Below are 17,570 nucleotides of genomic sequence, written 5' to 3' on the forward strand. Positions count from 1 at the left end.
GATGAAATAATCCGGTTTCAGCGCCGTCTGGTTGCGCGCCGGCTTGTACCACACGGTGGCGATGCGGATATCGGCCGGCGTGTTGGCGCGGCAGCGGGACTTGAGCTCGGCCAGCACCGCCTCGATGCTGCGGCCGGAATCGAACACATCATCGATCACCAGCAGCCGGTCATCGGCATTCAGCGTGTCGATCAGATAGCCGAGCGCATAGACCTTCACCGTCTTCGATTGCTGATCGATCCCGGTATAGCTCGCGGTGCGGATGGCGATGTGATCGCACTCCACCCCGTGCACATCGAAAAACTCCTGCACGGCGATGCCGATCGGTGCGCCACCACGCCAGATGCCGACCAGGTGCGTGGGGCGGAAACCGCTTTCCAGCACAGCCCGCGCCAGCCGGAAACTGTCGCCCAGCAGGTCACCGGCGGTGAGCCAGATTTTCTTCACGTCACTCATGCGCGGACCCCGGCCGAGTGGCGGCAGATTTGCCAGTTTTGACGAATCGTGTCGAATACAGCGTTGCCAAGGGCGGCAAATGGTGGGGGATCGGATCAGGCCTCATGCCCGGCAGGGTGACATTTTTCGGCTCTGTAGGACAGGCCCGAGCGTATCTTACTTGCCGCTGGCGAGATCGGCAGAGACCGCTTCCAGCATGGCATCGGTGAGCTGGCCGCCGGCCATGGGTTGCAGCTGCTTCAGGCTCATCGTCTTGAACTGGTCGAACATTGGATGGCTGGTCAGGCCCGGCACCCGGGCATCGAGGATGGCCTTGGTCTTCTCGGCAGCGATCAGCACTTCAATCGGCGTGTCGAGGGTCGCAGCAGCAGCGGGCGCGGCCGGCGTTGCGGACGGCTGGGCCAGGGCGGCGGCCGGCAGGGCCGCAAGCGCGAGGGCAATGATCAGCTTCATGGGGCAGGCTCCAGTGCGAAAGGGGTTCAACCGAACACGCGGGCGAAAATCGTATCGACGTGCTTGAAGTGGTAACCAAGGTCGAACAGCGATTCCAGTTCGACGTGGCTCAGGCGCGCGGTCACGTCGGCATCGGCCTTCAACAAATCGAGCAGGCTCAACGCGCCATCGGATTCCCACACCTTCATGGCGTTGCGCTGGACCAGGCGATAGCTGTCGTCGCGGGTCAGGCCGGCCTGGGTGAGCGCCAGCAGGATGCGCTGCGAATGGATGAGGCCGCCCATGCGATTCAGGTTCTTTTCCATCCGCTCCGGATAGACCAGCAGCTTGTCGACCACGCCGGTCAGACGCGCCAGCGCGAAATCCAGCGTGACGGTGGCATCGGGGCCAATGTAGCGCTCCACCGACGAGTGGCTGATGTCGCGCTCGTGCCACAGCGCGACATTCTCCAGCGCCGGGGTGACGGCGGAGCGGACCATACGGGCGAGGCCGGTGAGGTTCTCGGTCAGCACCGGGTTGCGCTTGTGCGGCATGGCGCTCGAGCCCTTCTGGCCGGGGCTGAAATATTCCTCCGCCTCCAGCACTTCGGTGCGCTGCAGGTGGCGGATTTCAGTGGCCAGCCGCTCGATGCTGCTGGCAATCACGCCCAGCGTCGCAAAGAACATGGCGTGACGATCACGCGGGATGACCTGGGTGGAGACCGGCTCCACGCTCAGGCCAAGCTGTTCGGCGACATATTCCTCAACCTGCGGATCGACATTGGCGAAGGTGCCGACCGCGCCGGAAATCGCGCAGGTGGCGATATCGGCGCGGGCTGCCACCAGCCGCGCGCGGCAACGGGCGAACTCGGCATAGGCCTGCGCCAGCTTGACGCCAAAGGTCGTCGGCTCGGCGTGGATGCCGTGGCTGCGGCCCATCGTGGGGGTGAACTTGTGCTCCAGTGCGCGGCGCTTGATGGCGGCGAGCAGCGCATCCATGTCGGCGAGCAGAAGATCGGACGCGCGGGCGAGCTGCACGGCAAGGCAGGTATCAAGCACGTCGCTGCTGGTCATGCCCTGGTGCATGAAGCGCGCTTCCGGGCCGACCTGCTGCGCCACCCAATCAAGGAAGGCGATCACGTCATGCTTGGTCACCGCTTCGATCGCGTCGATCGCGGCGACGTCGATGGCGGGCTTGGTCGCCCACCAGTCCCACAGCGCCTTGGCGGCGCTTTGCGGCACGACGCCGAGATCGGCCAGCTTTTGCGTCGCATGGGCTTCGATCTCGAACCAGATGCGGAAGCGGGCTTCCGGTTCCCAGATGGCAACCATGTCGGGGCGGGAATAACGGGGGATCATGCGAGGCCTCTTTGCTGTGCGGCGCGCCTAGCATGTGATGCGGCGATTGCCTATCTGTGGCGTGGTGACTTCGCCTCCCTTCTCTTTGGCATCTCGTGTCCGCGTCATCCCCTTTCAGCACGGGCTGGGGGCGCTGGATTATGCCGTGCCGCCGGGCATGGACCTGCAACCGGGCCACGCGGTGGAAGTGCCGCTCGGCCCGCGCCGGATCATCGGGGTGGTGTGGGATGCCGATCGGCTGGGAGCGCCCGACGTGGCGGCCAGCCGGTTGCGGCCGGTGGCGGCGCGGCTCGACCTGCCGCCGCTGGCCGAGCCGCTGCGCCGCCTGATCGAATGGACCGCCGATTATTATGTCGCGTCGCTGCAATCGGTGGTGCGCATGGCGTGGCCGTCGGTGGCGTTTCTCAGTCCGAGGGAGTTCACCGAATATCGGCTGGGCGGCCCGGTGCCGAAGCGACTGACCCCGGAACGCGCCAAGGCGCTGGAGCGGCTGGAGGGGCGGCAGGGCACGGCGCGGGATCTCGCCCGCATGGGCGGCGTGTCAGACGCGGTGATTCGGGGGCTGGTCACGTCGGGTACGCTGATAGCAAGCCGCGTGGCCGGCGATGCCACGCCGCCGCAGCCCGATCCTGCGTTCGCGCCGCCGGCGCTTTCGGCCGATCAGCTAGCCGTAGCAGATGAATTGGTCGCCGCTGTGGATGCGGGCGAATTCGCGCCGATCCTTCTCGAAGGCGTGACAGGGTCCGGCAAGACCGAAGTCTATTTCGAAGCCGTGGCGCAAGCGATCAGGGCCGGCGGGCAGGCGCTGGTGATGGTGCCGGAAATCGCACTCACCGCACCGTGGCTGGCGCGCTTTGCCGCCCGTTTCGGCTGCCAGCCGCTGTCGTGGCATTCGGATCTGAAAACCAGCGAGCGCCGCGCTGCCTGGGCCGCGATCGCCGATGGCCGCGCCAAGGTGGTGGTGGGCGCGCGATCGGCGCTGTTCCTGCCCTATGCGAACCTGAAGACCATCATCGTCGATGAAGCGCACGAGGCCAGCTTCAAGCAGGAAGAGGGCGTGCATTATCACGCCCGCGACGTGGCGGTGATGCGCGGGCGCATGGAGGGCCTGCCCATCGTGCTGGCGACCGCCACGCCGGCGATCGAGACGCAGGTGCTGGCCAGCCGCGGCACCTATCGCCATCTCGTGCTGCCCAGCCGTTTCGGCGGCGCCGAACTGCCGGAGGTGACTCTGGTCGACATGACCCGGCATCCGCCAACGCGCGGGACATGGCTTTCCCCCGTGCTGGTCGCCGCCATCACCGACACGCTGGCACGCGGCGAGCAGTCGCTGCTGTTCCTCAACCGCCGCGGCTATGCCCCGCTCACCCTGTGCCGGGCCTGCGGCAACCGCATCCAGTGCCCCAATTGCACCGCCTGGATGGTGGAACATCGCCTGTCGCGGCGCCTGGCCTGCCATCATTGCGGCCACCAGATGCCGGTGCCGGAACAATGCCCCGAATGTGGCGAGGCAGATCACCTGGTCGCCTGCGGCCCGGGCGTGGAGCGCATCGCCGAGGAAGTGCGCCGCACCTGGCCGGAAGCGCGCACCGCCGTGGTGACCAGCGACACCATCACCAGCCCTGCCCGCGCCGCCGCGCTGGTGGCGGCGGTGGAAGCGCGCGAAATCGACGTGATCATCGGCACCCAGATGGTGACCAAGGGCTATCACTTCCCCGATCTGACGCTGGTGGGCGTCGTCGATGCCGATCTTGGTCTGTCGGGCGGCGACCTGCGCGCCGGTGAGCGCACCTGGCAGCAGATCATGCAGGCCGCCGGCCGCGCCGGGCGCGGGGTGAAACCGGGCCGCGTGCTGATCCAGACGCACCAGCCGAAAGCCCCGATCATGCAGGCGCTGGGGCGGGGCGATGCGGCGGCGTTCTTTGCCGCCGAGATCGAGGCGCGGCGCGATCTGGGCCTGCCGCCGTTCGGGCGGCTGGCGGCGCTGATCGTCTCATCGGAAGATGCGGCCGCCGCGAAATCCGCCGCCGACGTGCTGGGTGCCGCCGCGCCGCAACGCGAGGGACTGATGGTGCTCGGCCCGGCGCCCGCCCCGCTGGCCATGCTGCGCGGGCGGCACCGGCATCGCTTGCTGGTGCAGGCAAGGCGCGACCTGCCGCTGCCGGCGATATTGCGCGAATGGGTGGGCGGCGCGGCGCTGCCGTCCAGTGTGCGCGTGGTGGTGGACGTGGACCCCTACAGCTTCGTCTGAAGCCAGCCGGCGGCGCGCACGGCGGGCAGGAACGTCTCGCTCACCGCCTGCTCCGCACCATCGGCCAGCACAAGCAGCCAGCGGCGACCATCGCGCCGCGCACCGGCCACATGGCGACGGGCCACCCAGGCGCTGCGATGCACCTGCAGGCCATCCTGGCTCGCCAGTTCCGGCAGCGCATCACTCAGGCGGAACAGCACCAGTGGCTTTCGGCCATCGGCAAGCACGAGGCGCAGATAATGATCTTCGGCCGTGACGCTCAGCACGCCGGCCAGATCGGGCAACCCAGCGCGCTGGGCCAGCAGTGACGGCGCGGGCGCGGCCGGCACCACCGGCACTGCGCGCGGGCCCCGCAACGCGGCGATCAGCGCCGAGATCGAGCCGGCCACCAGCAGCGCCATCAGATACAGGCCAAGCCACGACAGCTCAAGCGGCCGGCCGATGGCGCGGAACATCAGGTCGATCTCCAGCGGCAGCGTCGCGTTGAGCAGCAGCGCGCCGACCACGGCGGCCAGCAGTACCGACCGCCGGCTGGTCGTGCGCGGGCCCGCCCATGCATACCACAGCCACCATTTCACGCTGTTCCAGCCGATCAGCACCAACCAGAACACCAGCCGGCTGGGCAACGGCAGCACATCGGTATCGAACGGCCCCGCCAGCACGCAGGCCACCACCGCAAACAGCGTGCCGGCAATCAGCGGGCGCAGCGGCGGAGCGGTGTCGCGCGAGAGGCTGAGGGTCGATTCCACGAAGCGTGAATCCTGCACGGGCGTGATTGACGAAGCGATTGGCATGATAGGCGAAAGCGGCGTTGCGGCAAGCGGCGGCAGCTTGCCACACCGGCGGCATCAACCGCCACTGGAGCCTGTTCGATGCTTGCCAATCTCTCCCCGCTGCTGCTCGCCCATCTTGTCGCCGCCTGCCTCGCCATGCCACTGGGCCTCTATCAGATGCTCGCCCGCCAGGGCACGCCGGGCCACGCGCTGGCCGGGCGACTCTATGTGCCGGCGATGCTGGTATGCAACATCGGCGCGCTGGCGACCTTCCGGCCCGATACCAAGTTCCTGCCCTTCCATGTCCTCGCCTTTGTCAGCCTCTATTCGCTGGGCAGCGGCATGTGGGCGCTGCGCAAATGGCTGCGCAATCGCCAGCCCGGCGATCTGAAGAACCACAAGATCCAGATGGCCTATAGCTGGCTGGGCCTGATGATGGCCGGTTTCAGCCAGGTGCTGACCAACCCGCGCTTCGGCATCATCGAGGGTTTCGAACCGGTCACGTTCTGGGCGATGGTGATTGGCCTGAACGTCGTGCTCTATGCCATCGGCAGCTGGTGGCTGTTCGGGCGCCTGCTGAAGCGTCAGCTCGCCTAGAGCATCGACGCATCCACCGGCAGGCCCAGCAACACGCGCCCCGCCAGCTCCAGCGTTGGCGGGGCGACCATCACATGCTGGGTCGCCACATGGGCATCACGGAAGCGGCGGTTCAGCGGATGGCTGGCATAGACGGAGGTGCCGCCGGCCAATTCGTGCATCTTGGCCGCCACGCGGGCCGACACTTGGGTGAGCCGGGTTGCCGCCAGCCGAAGCCGGGCACGGGACGGCAGATCGGGCGTGTCACCGGCCACCACCCGCTCCCACGCGGCGGCGATTTCGGCGTGGACCAGCGCGCGGGCGGCATCGAGATCGGCCTGCGCTACGGCGAAATCGGCCTGCACGACGCCGCGTTCCGCGAGGCTGCGGCTGCTACCCTGCCCTTTCTTGGCGACCGCCAGCGTCTTCAGATCATCGAGCGCGCCCAGCGCATTGCCGCTGGCCACCGCCGCGATGCCGAGCGCCAGCAGGCCGAACGGTGCAAAGCGATAGAGCGGGCCAGCCTCGCGCGGCGTATCGGTGATGAAGGACACGCTGCGGCCCTGCGGCACGCGGACATTCGTGGCGGCCAGATCGCCCGAGCCAGTGCCGCGCATGCCCAGCGCATCCCAGGTGTCGATCAGTTCGACCTCGTGGCGGCGCATCACCATCATGCGGTGATCGGGGGCACCGCTGGGGAGGCGGCGCATCTCGCCGCCGTCCATGATCACCGCGCCGCCGAGCAACCAACTGCAATTGGCGCTGCCTGAGCCCCAGGCCCAGCGGCCGGAGACGACATGATCAGCACCGTCGACCACCGCCCGGCCCATCGGCGCGAACACGCCGCCGGTGATGACGTTTGGATCAGCCCAGATTTCCCGTGCGTGTTCCAGGGGCAGCCAGGCCGAAATCAGCGCCGTGGTGCCGCCGATCATCACGCACCAGCCGGTGGCGGCATCGGCGCGGCCCAGTTGTTCAAGGCGCTTGAAGAGCGTGGCGACATCCACCTCCGCGCCGCCCAGCGATGTGGGCACCAACATGCGGAACAGGCCGGCCTCTGCCAATTCGGCGGCCAGATCGGCGGGCAGCCGGCGCTGCGCCTCGGTATCGGCGGCGCGGGCAGCGACCGTTTCCAGCAGCGATTGCGCGATCATCACAGCTTCCACAGCGAAGCGAGGTTGTTCTTCTGCATGTCGCTCGATCCGCCCACGATCGGCATGCCGAGCAGATCACGCACGTGCCGCTCCATGTCGAACGCATCTGACAGCGCATAGGAACCGATCACCTGCTGGCAGGCGAGCGCGATCTCCACGCCAACATCGGCGACGAACAGTTTCGCCATGCTGGTCTCGGCGCTGCATGGCCGGCCTTCATTGGCCAGCCATGCCGCGTGATAGAGCATGTGCCGGGCGGCCTGCAGCTTGGTGCGCGCCACCACAAGTTTATGGCGGATGGCCTGGTGCTGACTGATCGCCTTGCCGAATTGCACGCGTTGCTGGGCGTAATCCCACGCCTCATCCAGCGCAGCGCGGGCGATGCCGAAGGCCACCGCGGTGATTTCCAGTTTCTCGACATCCAGCGCGCGGCCGGCGAGCAGCTTCCAGCCCTGGTTCCACATCGCCGGCCCGCCGACGATATTGCCCGCCGGCACGCGCACGCTGTCGAAATACACGTCCTGGCTCGCCGTGTAGCGCAGGTTGGCGTGGTGGATATCCTGCATGCGCACGCCGGCGGCGTTGGTCGGGATCAGCACGAACGACAGGTTGCGATAGCGGTCTTCCGCCGGGCCGGAGCGCACCAAAGTGTAGATATAATCGCTCCAGTCCGCCCCCGTGCACCAGCGCTTGGCGCCGTCGATCACCACCTCGTCGCCGTCCAGCCGCGCGCGGGTGGTCACGCTGGCCAGATCGCCGCCGACATCAGGTTCGGACAGGCCATAGGCAAAGAACAGCTCACCCCGCGCCAGCCGAGGGAGAAATTCCGCCTTCTGCTCGGCGCTGCCGTTTTCAGACAGGTTCATGCCGCCATAGAAGGCCGTGTGGATATAGGGCCCGGCAAGGCACGGCCCGGCCTGCGCCAGTTCCTCGATCACCGCGATGGCGGCGACCAGATCCTGCCCGGCCCCGCCATAGGCTTCCGGCACGGTCAGTGCGGTCAGGCCCAGCTTGTTCAATTCGGCATAGACGTCGCGCGGCCAGCGGTGATCGCGATCCCACTGGATGCGTGCTTCGCGCGGGGCGTGTTGCGCGACAAAGCGGCGGATGGTGTCGCGCAACTGGCCGATATGTTCGGGTTCATCGGTGAAAGTGACGGGGGGCAGCGGCGGGGCCATCATTCACCCGTCAGTTTCGGCGGCCGGCGTTCACGGAAGGCGCGCACGGCTTCGGCCCGGTCGGCGGCAAGGTTCGACAGCGTCTCATAGGGGATGGACGCATCCATCAACTGCTGCGCCAGCACCCTGAGCGGCTGGTTGGCCACCACCTTGGACCAGCGCACGGCATATTTGGGATTGTTCATCAGCTTGGCCACGAGTTCGCTTACCTTGGCATCAAGCTGGTCGGTCGGCACGGCATAGTTGATCAGGCCCATCGCTTCGGCGCGCGGCGCCTTGATCAGGTCGCCGGTCATCAGGAACTCCTTGGCGCGGGCATAGCCGATCAGCTGCGGCCAGATCACCGCGCCGCCGTCGCCAGCCACCAGCCCCACCTTCACATGCGGATCGCCGATCACGGCGTTTTCATCGGCCACGATGATATCGCACAGCAGGGCGATGGTGGCGCCCAGCCCGGCGGCAGCGCCGTTCATGCGGCAGATCACCGGCTTTTCGATGTCGAGCAAGGACGTGACGATGCGCTTGGCGTCCCAGCCGATGTCGCGGAACTGGTTGGGGTGGGCGATCTGTTCTTCAAACCAGTCGAAATCGCCACCAGCGCAAAAGGCGCGGCCAGCACCGGTGAGCACGATGATGTCGCTGCCTTTGTCCTGCTGCAGTTCGGTGAATACGCGGGCGAGTTCTTCGTGCATCAGCTCGTCAACGCCGTTCACCGGGTTGTTGCCGGTGATAGTGGCGGTGATCACCCGTTCGTGGCCGAACTGGCCGCGCGTGAAGGTGAAGCGTTGATAGCCTTCCAGCAGCGCCATGTGCCTGCGTCTCCCCATTTATTTCGGGCAGGGTGGCGGAAGCGGCGCGGCCGGTCAATCTTGGCCTTTGGGCAGGGTGAAGCGCTTGCGCGCCGGGCGTGACGAGCACCCGGCGCGCAAGGCCTGATCACGTTCAGCCGAAGATGAAATCGGTCGCGGTGATCTGCGTCAACTGGGTGTTGAGGATGGCGATCTCGCCAAGATCGCCGTTGCTGGTCTTCACCAGCACGTCATCGGTGCTGCCATCGCTGTCGAGATCGCTCAATTCGAAGAACAGCGACGAGAAATTTTCGCCGGTGCCGCGCAGATCGAGCTTGTCAATATTGTCTTCGAAATCCGCCACGATATCGAAGCCCCACTTGCCGTTGAAGACAAAGCGGTCGGCCCCGGCATCACCGGTCAGCGTGTCCTGGCCTTCGCCGCCATCAAGGATGTCGTTGCCGCCACCGCCAAACAGGCTGTCGGTGCCGTCGCCACCGAACAGCCGGTCAGCGGAATGGCCGGTGCCCGAACGCTGGCCGCTGATGTCGCCATAAAGCGTGTCGTCACCAAGGCCGCCGATCAACGCGTCAGCGCCGATGCCGCCTTCGCCGATGTCGTCGCCTTCGCCGCCATCGATGGTGTCAACGCCGGCGTCACCGCGCACGATGTCCGCGCCTTCGCCGCCGTCAATCACGTCGTTGCCGGCGCCGCCGCGCACATCGTCATTGTCCTTGCCGCCAAACAGTCGATCGGCCCCGGCGCCACCGTCGATGATGTCATCGCCTTCGCCGCCATCGACAAGATCATTGCCGGCTTCACCAAACAAGCGATCCATGCCCTGGCCGCCGAAGATCTGGTCAGCACCGTTGCCACCAAGGATAGTGTCATCATCCTCGCCGCCGTCGAGGAAATCATTGCCGCCGGCGCCATCGATGAAATTCCGGCCCTTGCCGCCGAAGATGCGATCATTGCCGATGTCGAGACCCTTCTGGCCGGGTGCATAGCCATAGAGAAAATCATCGAGTTCTGTGCCGATGATCTGATCAGTTCCTGAAGTACCAAAACGCGTTGCCATTTTCACTCTCCCAGGCGTGGTTCAACGCCCCCGGGAACGGAAAATGAGATTCTTCAGCTGACTATTTCATGAACGAAGAAAGTCACTTTGAAGATAAAAATAGCAACAATATTGCGCGAATATTCTGATGAATTACAGATTAAAGCACGCGGCCAAACCAACGTAGACGATTACAGCCTTAGAAAAGAACAGTGCCTCAATAGTTCCACTGCAACTGGGCGCGCACGATGTCGCCTTCGGCCTGGCCGCTGCGGCGCTCGTCGGCTTCGCGGCGCTTGGCGTGGCCATAGGTCAGGGTCAGCTCCAGCGGCGGTGTGGGCTGGAATTCGATGCCCAGTTCCAACTCATCGGTTTCCAGCCGCGGTGCGTTGAGCCCGGCCTTGAAGCCGCCGCGGTAATGCTGCCAGCGCGCGAACGGCATGAACGGCCCCAAAGGCGAGCGCTTCACCCGCGCCATGGCCTGCACATAACCGCCTTCCAAGGGCTTTTCCTGGATGGAGCGGGTGACATCATCCCACTGTGGCCCGGTGCCCCAATTCCATTCGGCCTGGAAACCGATGGGCTGCGGATAGAGCATGGCGTGGAAGCCAACGCGATTATCGGCATAGGACAGCGCACTGACCCCACCCGTGCGGATTTCGGGCTGCACCCGGTTGCGCATGATCGCGCCGCCCACTTCCAGCACCTGGCCATCAAGGCCCAGCCCGTCGAGCGCGAACGGCCAGGTGGCCATGGCAACAAACATCATGCCATTGTTGGCTTCCGTGCGGTTGGTGCCCTGGCCGTTGTAGAGGCCCAGGCCGAAGGCGCCATAATTGCCGAACAATTTCTGGCCATCAGCCGCCAGCCGATCCCAGATCAATTGCACCTGCGCCGGGGTGTAATAGGCAACCACACCCAGATCGCGCTCGGTAGGCACAGCGCTGTTGATGCCATCGGTACGGTCCAGCGCCAGACGGGCCGACGAGCTTTGCAGATTCTCCCAGCCGAACGGCACCTTGGACTGGCCGAAACGCAGGCGCAGGCTGCGGTCCTTCAGCGGGAACCAATCCACATAGGCATCGCGCAACTGGCCGAAGCCTTCGCGACGTTCACCTGCGGACTGGCCCGAAACGGCGGTGGCGAAATCCGGCTGCAGGTAGAGCGAGACATGATCATTGAGATCGCCCTGCAGGATCAGGCGGATCCGGCGGAAACTGAAATTGTTGCGATCGGTGATGTTGCCATCGCCGATGGAGCGCAATCGCGACACGCCGGCCGGCGCGGTGGCATCGCCCGACACGATCTCGTTCAACCGCAGCTGGGTATAGCCGCGCAGCATGAGCTTTTCATACCAGGGCTTGCCGCGCCGGGGCGGCGGGGTGAGCACGATGGTGGATGGTGAGGCTGGCGCGGCCGCCAGGGTGACCGGAGCGGTCACAATTGGCGCAGAGGCCACAGGGGCGGTCGCCATCGGGGCCGGCGCGGCCGCCGGCTGCCGGGTGGCCGCCTTCAGTTCGGCCACCATCGCCTTCAATTCGTCGATCTGGCGCTGCAGTTCGGCCACCGTGGGCTCCGCCGCATCAGCCGGCAGTGCGGCCAGGCTGGCCAGCAAGGCGATCAGGGCGCCGGTATTGCGGCGCTGGAGGCGGGTGGTCATTGCGGTGTGGCCCTGTGGCGGCAGACTCAGGCATCTGGGACCCGCGGCGCAATATGACACCGGGGTGACAACAATATTGCAATTGCATGATGCTTTTATGACAGGGCCGGCGGGGTGCCGGCGGCTAGTGCAGCCCCAGCGCCTCCTTCACCCGGCCCCAGCCCACCAGCTTGAAGTTCTGCGCTGGCCTGTTTTCGCCATCCTGTGCCACCATCAGGCCGTGCGGGAAGGCCGGGCCGAAGTCGCCGGTCATCACCGCGATGCCATCGGTTTCCTCGGTGCCGCCAAAGCGGCCATCGGCGATGCGGAAGCGGCCGGCAAAGCGCTCATCGGCAAGGCCATACAGGGTGTAGGCGTTGTCGCCCTGGCTGGAGGCCACCAGCCAGCCGCCATTGCCGGCCCCTTCGGCGGCAATGGCCAATCCTTCCACATCGGCGACCAGCCGCTTGCCGTCCACGCCGGCCAGTTTCACCGGAGTGACGCTGCCAGTGGCCCGCGCATCGAAGCGCCAGATGCCCACGTCTTCTTCGGCGACATAAAGCCGGGCAGTGCGCGGATCGACAACGCAGCCTTCGCTTTGGGTGGCCAGCTTCATCGTGCGCACGACGCGGCCGCTGGCCGTGGCGACATCAAGTAAGATCTGGCGGATGGTGCCGTCCTTGATGACGATGAAGGCGGTCAGGGCTCCCGGTGTTGCCCACAGGCACATCCCATAGGCTTCGCCTGCCCCCGCCGGCACCCGGCCGATCGGTTCCAGTCGCGCCGTGGCGGTATTCAGGCGAAACAGCGCGATCTGGGCATGGGCTTCGTCGCTGCGATCGCTGGCGGCGACGATCACGCCCGCCGGGGTTTCCACCAGATCGACATTGTTGACCCGGCCGGCATTGGCGAAATCCCGCACCTGGCCATCAAGGCCATAGACATAGAGCCCGGCCTGTTTGTCGGTCCCCACGATCAGGCTGGCAGCCGGGTTGGCAGCGTTGCGCCAGATCGCCGGATCATCCGCAGCGTCGTCGCCGCTCTTCACCGCCACCGTTTCGGCATCGGCGGTCACGCTGGCCGTTTGCACAACCGGCACGACAGCCGGCGGCGCGCAGGCGGCGAGCAGTAGGAGCAGGAGCAAAACAGCGCGCATCGGCCTCATTTCACGGTGACAAAGATCGGGTTGGCATAGAACCATAGATCAGACCACGGGTCTTCGCCCTTGGGATCGGCTGTCGGCTCCAGCTCACCGCTGCTGGTGCCGCGCACGCGCAGATAGAGCGGGCCAGTCACCACCGGGATGCGGTGGGTCATGGTCAGCACCTCGCCATCGCGGCGCCAATCGGCGGCGGTAAAGCGGTGGGGAACGGTGGTGGCCGGCGCGCGTGCCGTGGTGCGATCGGCAACCGGCCCGGTGACGGAGCCCAGGATGAGATCAACCCGCGCCACTTCGGGTGTGCGCCCCCCGGCGTTGGCTGCGGCAGGGTCGCGCAGGCGGATAGTGACATCCAACATCTCACCCTTGCGCGCCGTGATGGTGCCGCCGATGCCGGCGCGGCGGCCGCCGCTGGCCACGATCACATCCACTTCCGACACCAGATCGCCGGTGGTGACGAAGATGCGGCCCGAGCGCAGGCCATCGACAATGTCGGCGTGGCTGACCTGCGCCTGCACATAGGTCTTGGAATATTCGCCCGGCCAAAAATCATTGCCGCCGTCGCGCCAGTTGCTGTGGCTGTCGGACGTCGCCGTGATGAACCAGCGCCGGCCTTCGGCCAGCATCGAATCCCAGAAACCGCCCAGCGTCGCCGTCATCTGATCGAAACCGCCCAGCGTCGGTGCCCGGCCATAGCCGCCGCGGTTGCCGGTGGGGTCGGGGCTGCCATCGGGCTTTATGGCGCCGGCCTGGTGGCCCGGCGCGCCTTCCATGCCGATGGCAACACGCGGCGCAGTGTCGTTCCAGTTGCGGAACTCGGATGGCGTGTAGAGGCCCCACGCGAACGGCGCAGTGGCGGAACGGCTGGGGTGATTGGCGATCAGCACAGGCGGTGCCTTCTGATCGCGCATCATCTTCAGCGCGTCGATCATGCGACCTTCGCTGTCCCACGCCTTGTCGGCTGGCCATGGCTCGCGCTTTGAGAAGCCGGATTCGATGGCACGCAATTGTTCACGTTCGTCGCCGGTGAAGGGGATGATCAGGCTGCTGTGGTCGCCGGCCGGGGTATCGAACTCCATGCCATAGAAGATCAGCATTTCCGGCACAGTGGCACGCGCCTTGTTCACTTCCGGCCAGGCCTGTTCGTAATTCAGCTTGGAGTGATTGGGCCCGCCATGATCGGTGCTCACCATCCAGCGCAGGCCGAACTGCCGCGCCATCTGGGCATTCTTGCTGATCGAATAACGGCCATCCTTGCCGAGCAACGGGATCGGCGCCGTTTGCGGGCTGGCCGGGTTGAGCTCGTAATCGGCGCTATATTCGGAATGAATGTGGTGATCACCCGGCAGCCACAGCCGGCCCTTGGCGGGCACGGCGCCAGCGGTGGGCTTGTTCTGATAGCGCTCGGCCAGGCCGCTGTGCGCTCCGTGGGCAAGGCTGGGAGTGGCCAGCAGGGCAGACCATGCGGCAAGCGCAAGCAACCGCATGATCCGTACCCCCGACATCAGTAAGTGACGCGCACGCCGGCCTGGAACCGGCGGCCGAACTTTTCAAACTCCAGCGTCCGCACCTTGTTGCCGGCATAGCGGCGGCCGGGGCCGTTCAGCAGGTTGCCGCCTTCGGCATAGACTTCGATGTTTGGCGTGATGGCATAACGGATGGAGGCATCGAGTTCGCCATCGGTATCCCAGAAGATGTCGCCGCCGGTGCTGCCATCACCCAGTTCCGACAGCCATTCGGTGCGCTTCTGGTAGACCACGCGCGCCGACACGCCATATTTCTCGAAATAGGGCCCGACATTGTAGACCCAGCGCGAGGTGCCGGGGAAGGTGATGCGGCGGCCGTCTGGCGTCGTCACCCGGCTCTTGTTGTAGGTGGCATTGGCGATGATGCCGAAACCACCGATGAAGCCGTGATCGCCGCCGAAATTGTCCACCTGCAATTGCAGCGCGGCTTCAGCGCCCCAGATATACCCATCGCCGCCATTCACGGTGGTGCTGTAATCATACTGGCTGCGCGGCAGGCCGGCAGTGTCGAAACGCGTGTCGCCAAACTGGCGGCTGGCCTCGAACAGGGCGCGGCTGACATCCTTGTAGAAGACGCCCACGCTGGCGAAGCCGCCATTGCGGCCATAATACTCCCAGTACAGATCAACACCGCGCGCGCGTTCCGGCACGGCGAACGGGTTGCCGCCCGAAATGGCTTCATCACCGTCATCGATGTTGAAGCTGGGGCGAGCCACAGTGTAGTCCGGCCGCGCCGCACCGGTGGTGAAGCCAAGCCGCAGCTTGTGCTCGTCCGATACATTCCAGTTGAGGTGGGCGCTGGGGAAAACCAGCGTGGAGCTGGTGTTCACCGTGGTCAGCAGTGGCGGATCGTTGTTGATGAACACAAAGGCGGTGCCGCTGTTGCGGACATGCTCGATGCGGGCGCCATAAACGATATTGCCGCCGTCAAACCGCGTGGTGGCCATGGCATAGCCCGACCACACGCTTTCCTTCACCCGGTAGAATTCTTCCTGCACCGGCGTATAGGCGGCGATGCCCTGCGCCGCTGTCAGCACGCGGGTGGCGAGCGCATCGTCCATCAGGTTGAAGCTGTAACCGGGTCGCAGCGTCTGGCGATAGGCCTCGCTGGACAGGATGCTGCTGGCCGTATTGGTCAGGCCGGCCGCCGTGAGCGCGTTGGCCAACGGTGTGCCCGTCGCGCCCGACAGATCGATCTGGCTTTCATTCGCCGTCTTGGTGCGATCATCATATTGCGCGCCAAAGCGCAGCAGCGTGTCGCCGAACAGGCGGGTCTTCCAGAACAGTTCGGCCTTGGCGGTATAGGCGTTGGTGATGTCCACCGCCTGCACGCTGTTGATATTGGTCAGGCTGTTGGGCAAATCGAGATAGCTCGCAGCCGCTGCGCCCTTTGACAGCTGGCCATTGCTCGCCCGCAGCGTCCGGAACAGCGCGACCTGGCTGCCCTGCGGGTTGGTGAGATCATAATCCACCGTCACGCGGTTTACCGCGCCCGAACCGCCCGAACCAAAGCCCGGCGACTGATAGGTGATCACATAGGGCGTGGTACGATCATCCTTGGAACGGGTGTAGTTGCCGCGCCAGCGCAGCGTGATGTCGTCAGACAAGGTGTGATCGCCGCCGATGGTGTTGGTCAGGATCGATTGGCGCGGCTGGTTGCGGCGGTAACGCGCGTCATAGTCAACGCCATAAACCGTGCCACGCAGCGGCGTGTTGCCGGTGCAGACATCGGCATAACCGGTGGTGCCCGGCGCCGGCAATTGCGGGGCGCTGCCCACGCAGGCCGCGCTTGGCACATTGCCCTGGCGATCATCGCCGTCCACGCGGAAATTGTCGCGCAGTTCGTCGTCGAGGAAGATCGAGTAGACGGAATAGGCGAACAGCTTGTTATCGGCATCGGGCTGCCAGTCGAGCCGGCCGGTCACCGACCAGTTCTTGCGGGTCAGGCGATAGAATTTGTTCTCGATCTCGCGCGCCCACACCCGGCGCGGACCCGTGCCATCGTCGAACAGCGTGTTGGGATCAGCGCCGGTCACCGGGCGCACATCCTGGCCCACGGTTTCCCAGTCGATCTCGAAGTTGTCGGTGCCCATGGTGCGCTGGTAATAGCTACCCGACACCAGCACGCCGATGTCGCCGATGCCGGTTTCCCAGCGGTTCGACAGCACGGCAGAGGCTTCATATTCGGCACCGTTGCCCAGATCGTTGAAACCGGCACCAGCTTTGGCCTGGACATGCATGCCCTTGTAATCAAAGGCCGAACGCGTGACGATGTTGACATTGCCGGCGATGGTTTCGCCATTGAGATCGGCCGTCACCGCCTTGTTCACGATCACCTGCCCGGCAATGGCCGAGGGCAACGAATCAAAGCGCGCATCGCGGCCTTCCGGGCTGATCACATAGATCCCGTCAAAGCTCAGCGTCGTCCACTGCAGCGGCGCGCCGCGGATGTTGATGTAACGGGCCTGGCCCTGATCGCGCTGCACGGAAATGCCGGGGAGGCGGGACACGGCCTGGGCGATATTCTGATCGGGCAGGCGGCCGATGGCGTCGGCGGCCAGCACGCTCACCAGGCTGTCGCTGTTCTTCTGCACGGCCAACGCAGCGGCCAGCGATTCCGCGATCGGACGGCTGCCGACCACCACGATCTCGCCATCCTGGGTGGTGGACTCTCCGGCACTGGCATTGGTGGTCTGATCGGCAGCGGCCATCACCTGCGCCATGGCGGGCGAGCCGGCCAGGCTGGCCAGCAGAGCAAGGCGAAGCGCAGCAGTGCCGCGGGCAGACGAGCTGAAGATCATGACAAGGCCCCATTGCGCCGAACCCGGTGTTCGGCAGACATGGGGGGCGCTAACCAGCCCGGGTTACGGCATGGTGACTTTCAGATGACGTTTGGGTGGCTTTGATATGTCGAATTCATGACGAGGCATTCGGGCAACAGGCCGAACCCCGTCAAGGCAGCGGCAGGAAGCGCCAAGCCCACACCGCCATGCCGCCAGCAATGCCCACGGCATAGGGAAGATCGGCGCCCACCTGCACCAGCCGCGGTGCATTGTCGCCAGTGACGCCGGCCACGGCCAGCCCGCGACGCAGCAGCATCAGCACCAGCGCCAGCACACCGCCGGCAATGGCGATCAGCACCACCTGCGCCGCCAGCGTACCCAGCGTTGCCCAGCAGGCGCAGCCGGTCATCACCTTCACATCGCCGCCGCCCAGCCAGCCG

General features: G+C 65.7%; 14 protein-coding genes and 1 pseudogene. 2 read left to right on the forward strand and 13 right to left on the reverse strand.

Annotated features, from left to right (window positions below):
• The 3 genes from RT662_RS10910 to purB form a co-directional block, all read right to left on the reverse strand.
• On the reverse strand, positions 1 to 456 hold a 456-nt coding region (locus RT662_RS10910), incomplete at its 3' end, for a phosphoribosyltransferase family protein (RefSeq protein WP_313670732.1).
• 156 nt (positions 457 to 612) lie between these two features.
• A complete protein-coding gene (locus RT662_RS10915) occupies positions 613 to 909 on the reverse strand; it encodes a hypothetical protein (RefSeq protein WP_313670733.1) in 297 nt (98 codons plus the stop codon).
• Positions 910 to 935: 26 nt separating this feature from the next.
• Positions 936 to 2,246, reverse strand: coding sequence for an adenylosuccinate lyase (purB, locus tag RT662_RS10920; RefSeq protein ID WP_313670734.1), 1,311 nt, complete (start codon positions 2,244 to 2,246; stop codon positions 936 to 938).
• Positions 2,247 to 2,283: 37 nt separating this feature from the next.
• On the opposite strand from purB, the gene RT662_RS10925 reads away from it, so the two are divergent.
• On the forward strand, positions 2,284 to 4,497 hold the full coding sequence (locus RT662_RS10925) for a primosomal protein N' (RefSeq protein ID WP_313670735.1): 2,214 nt from the start codon (positions 2,284 to 2,286) through the stop codon (positions 4,495 to 4,497).
• On the opposite strand, the gene RT662_RS10930 is transcribed toward RT662_RS10925, so the two are convergent.
• A complete protein-coding gene (locus tag RT662_RS10930; RefSeq protein ID WP_313670736.1) occupies positions 4,482 to 5,291 on the reverse strand; it encodes a LytTR family DNA-binding domain-containing protein in 810 nt (269 codons plus the stop codon). The genes RT662_RS10925 and RT662_RS10930 overlap by 16 nt on opposite strands.
• Before the next feature lie 78 nt (positions 5,292 to 5,369).
• On the opposite strand from RT662_RS10930, the gene RT662_RS10935 reads away from it, so the two are divergent.
• Positions 5,370 to 5,867, forward strand: a complete 498-nt coding sequence (locus RT662_RS10935; RefSeq protein ID WP_313670737.1) for a DUF2306 domain-containing protein — start codon at positions 5,370 to 5,372, stop codon at positions 5,865 to 5,867.
• On the opposite strand, the gene RT662_RS10940 is transcribed toward RT662_RS10935, so the two are convergent.
• The 9 genes and pseudogenes from RT662_RS10940 to RT662_RS10980 all read right to left on the reverse strand — a co-directional run.
• Positions 5,864 to 7,000 (reverse strand): acyl-CoA dehydrogenase family protein, encoded by a 1,137-nt coding sequence (locus RT662_RS10940; RefSeq protein WP_313670738.1) that lies wholly within the window; start codon positions 6,998 to 7,000, stop codon positions 5,864 to 5,866. The two genes, RT662_RS10935 and RT662_RS10940, sit on opposite strands and share 4 nt — an antisense overlap.
• Entirely contained in the window at positions 7,000 to 8,181 is a 1,182-nt protein-coding gene (locus tag RT662_RS10945; protein ID WP_313670739.1) for an acyl-CoA dehydrogenase family protein, read from the reverse strand. Before RT662_RS10945 ends, RT662_RS10940 begins: the two co-directional genes overlap by 1 nt.
• On the reverse strand, positions 8,178 to 8,987 hold the full coding sequence (locus RT662_RS10950; protein WP_313670740.1) for an enoyl-CoA hydratase/isomerase family protein: 810 nt from the start codon (positions 8,985 to 8,987) through the stop codon (positions 8,178 to 8,180). Before RT662_RS10950 ends, RT662_RS10945 begins: the two co-directional genes overlap by 4 nt.
• A gap of 133 nt (positions 8,988 to 9,120) precedes the next feature.
• The gene (locus tag RT662_RS10955) at positions 9,121 to 10,044 is read right to left on the reverse strand and encodes a calcium-binding protein (protein WP_313670741.1); all 924 of its coding nucleotides are present in this window, start codon (positions 10,042 to 10,044) and stop codon (positions 9,121 to 9,123) included.
• Positions 10,045 to 10,240: 196 nt separating this feature from the next.
• Entirely contained in the window at positions 10,241 to 11,683 is a 1,443-nt protein-coding gene (locus tag RT662_RS10960; protein ID WP_313670742.1) for a porin, read from the reverse strand.
• Between the two features lie 124 nt (positions 11,684 to 11,807).
• On the reverse strand, positions 11,808 to 12,818 hold the full coding sequence (locus RT662_RS10965; RefSeq protein ID WP_313670743.1) for a phytase: 1,011 nt from the start codon (positions 12,816 to 12,818) through the stop codon (positions 11,808 to 11,810).
• Positions 12,819 to 12,823: 5 nt separating this feature from the next.
• Positions 12,824 to 14,308 carry a phosphoesterase gene (locus RT662_RS10970; RefSeq protein ID WP_313670744.1) on the reverse strand — a complete coding sequence of 495 codons (1,485 nt, stop codon included), beginning with the start codon at positions 14,306 to 14,308 and terminating at the stop codon, positions 12,824 to 12,826.
• 17 nt (positions 14,309 to 14,325) lie between these two features.
• The gene (locus tag RT662_RS10975) at positions 14,326 to 17,148 is read right to left on the reverse strand and encodes a TonB-dependent receptor (RefSeq protein ID WP_313670745.1); all 2,823 of its coding nucleotides are present in this window, start codon (positions 17,146 to 17,148) and stop codon (positions 14,326 to 14,328) included.
• A 151-nt stretch (positions 17,149 to 17,299) separates the two neighbouring features.
• Positions 17,300 to 17,570 (reverse strand): annotated as a pseudogene (locus tag RT662_RS10980) (hypothetical protein); the annotation flags it as partial.

Source organism: Sandarakinorhabdus sp., assembly GCF_032115815.1.
Lineage (GTDB): Bacteria > Pseudomonadota > Alphaproteobacteria > Sphingomonadales > Sphingomonadaceae > Sandarakinorhabdus.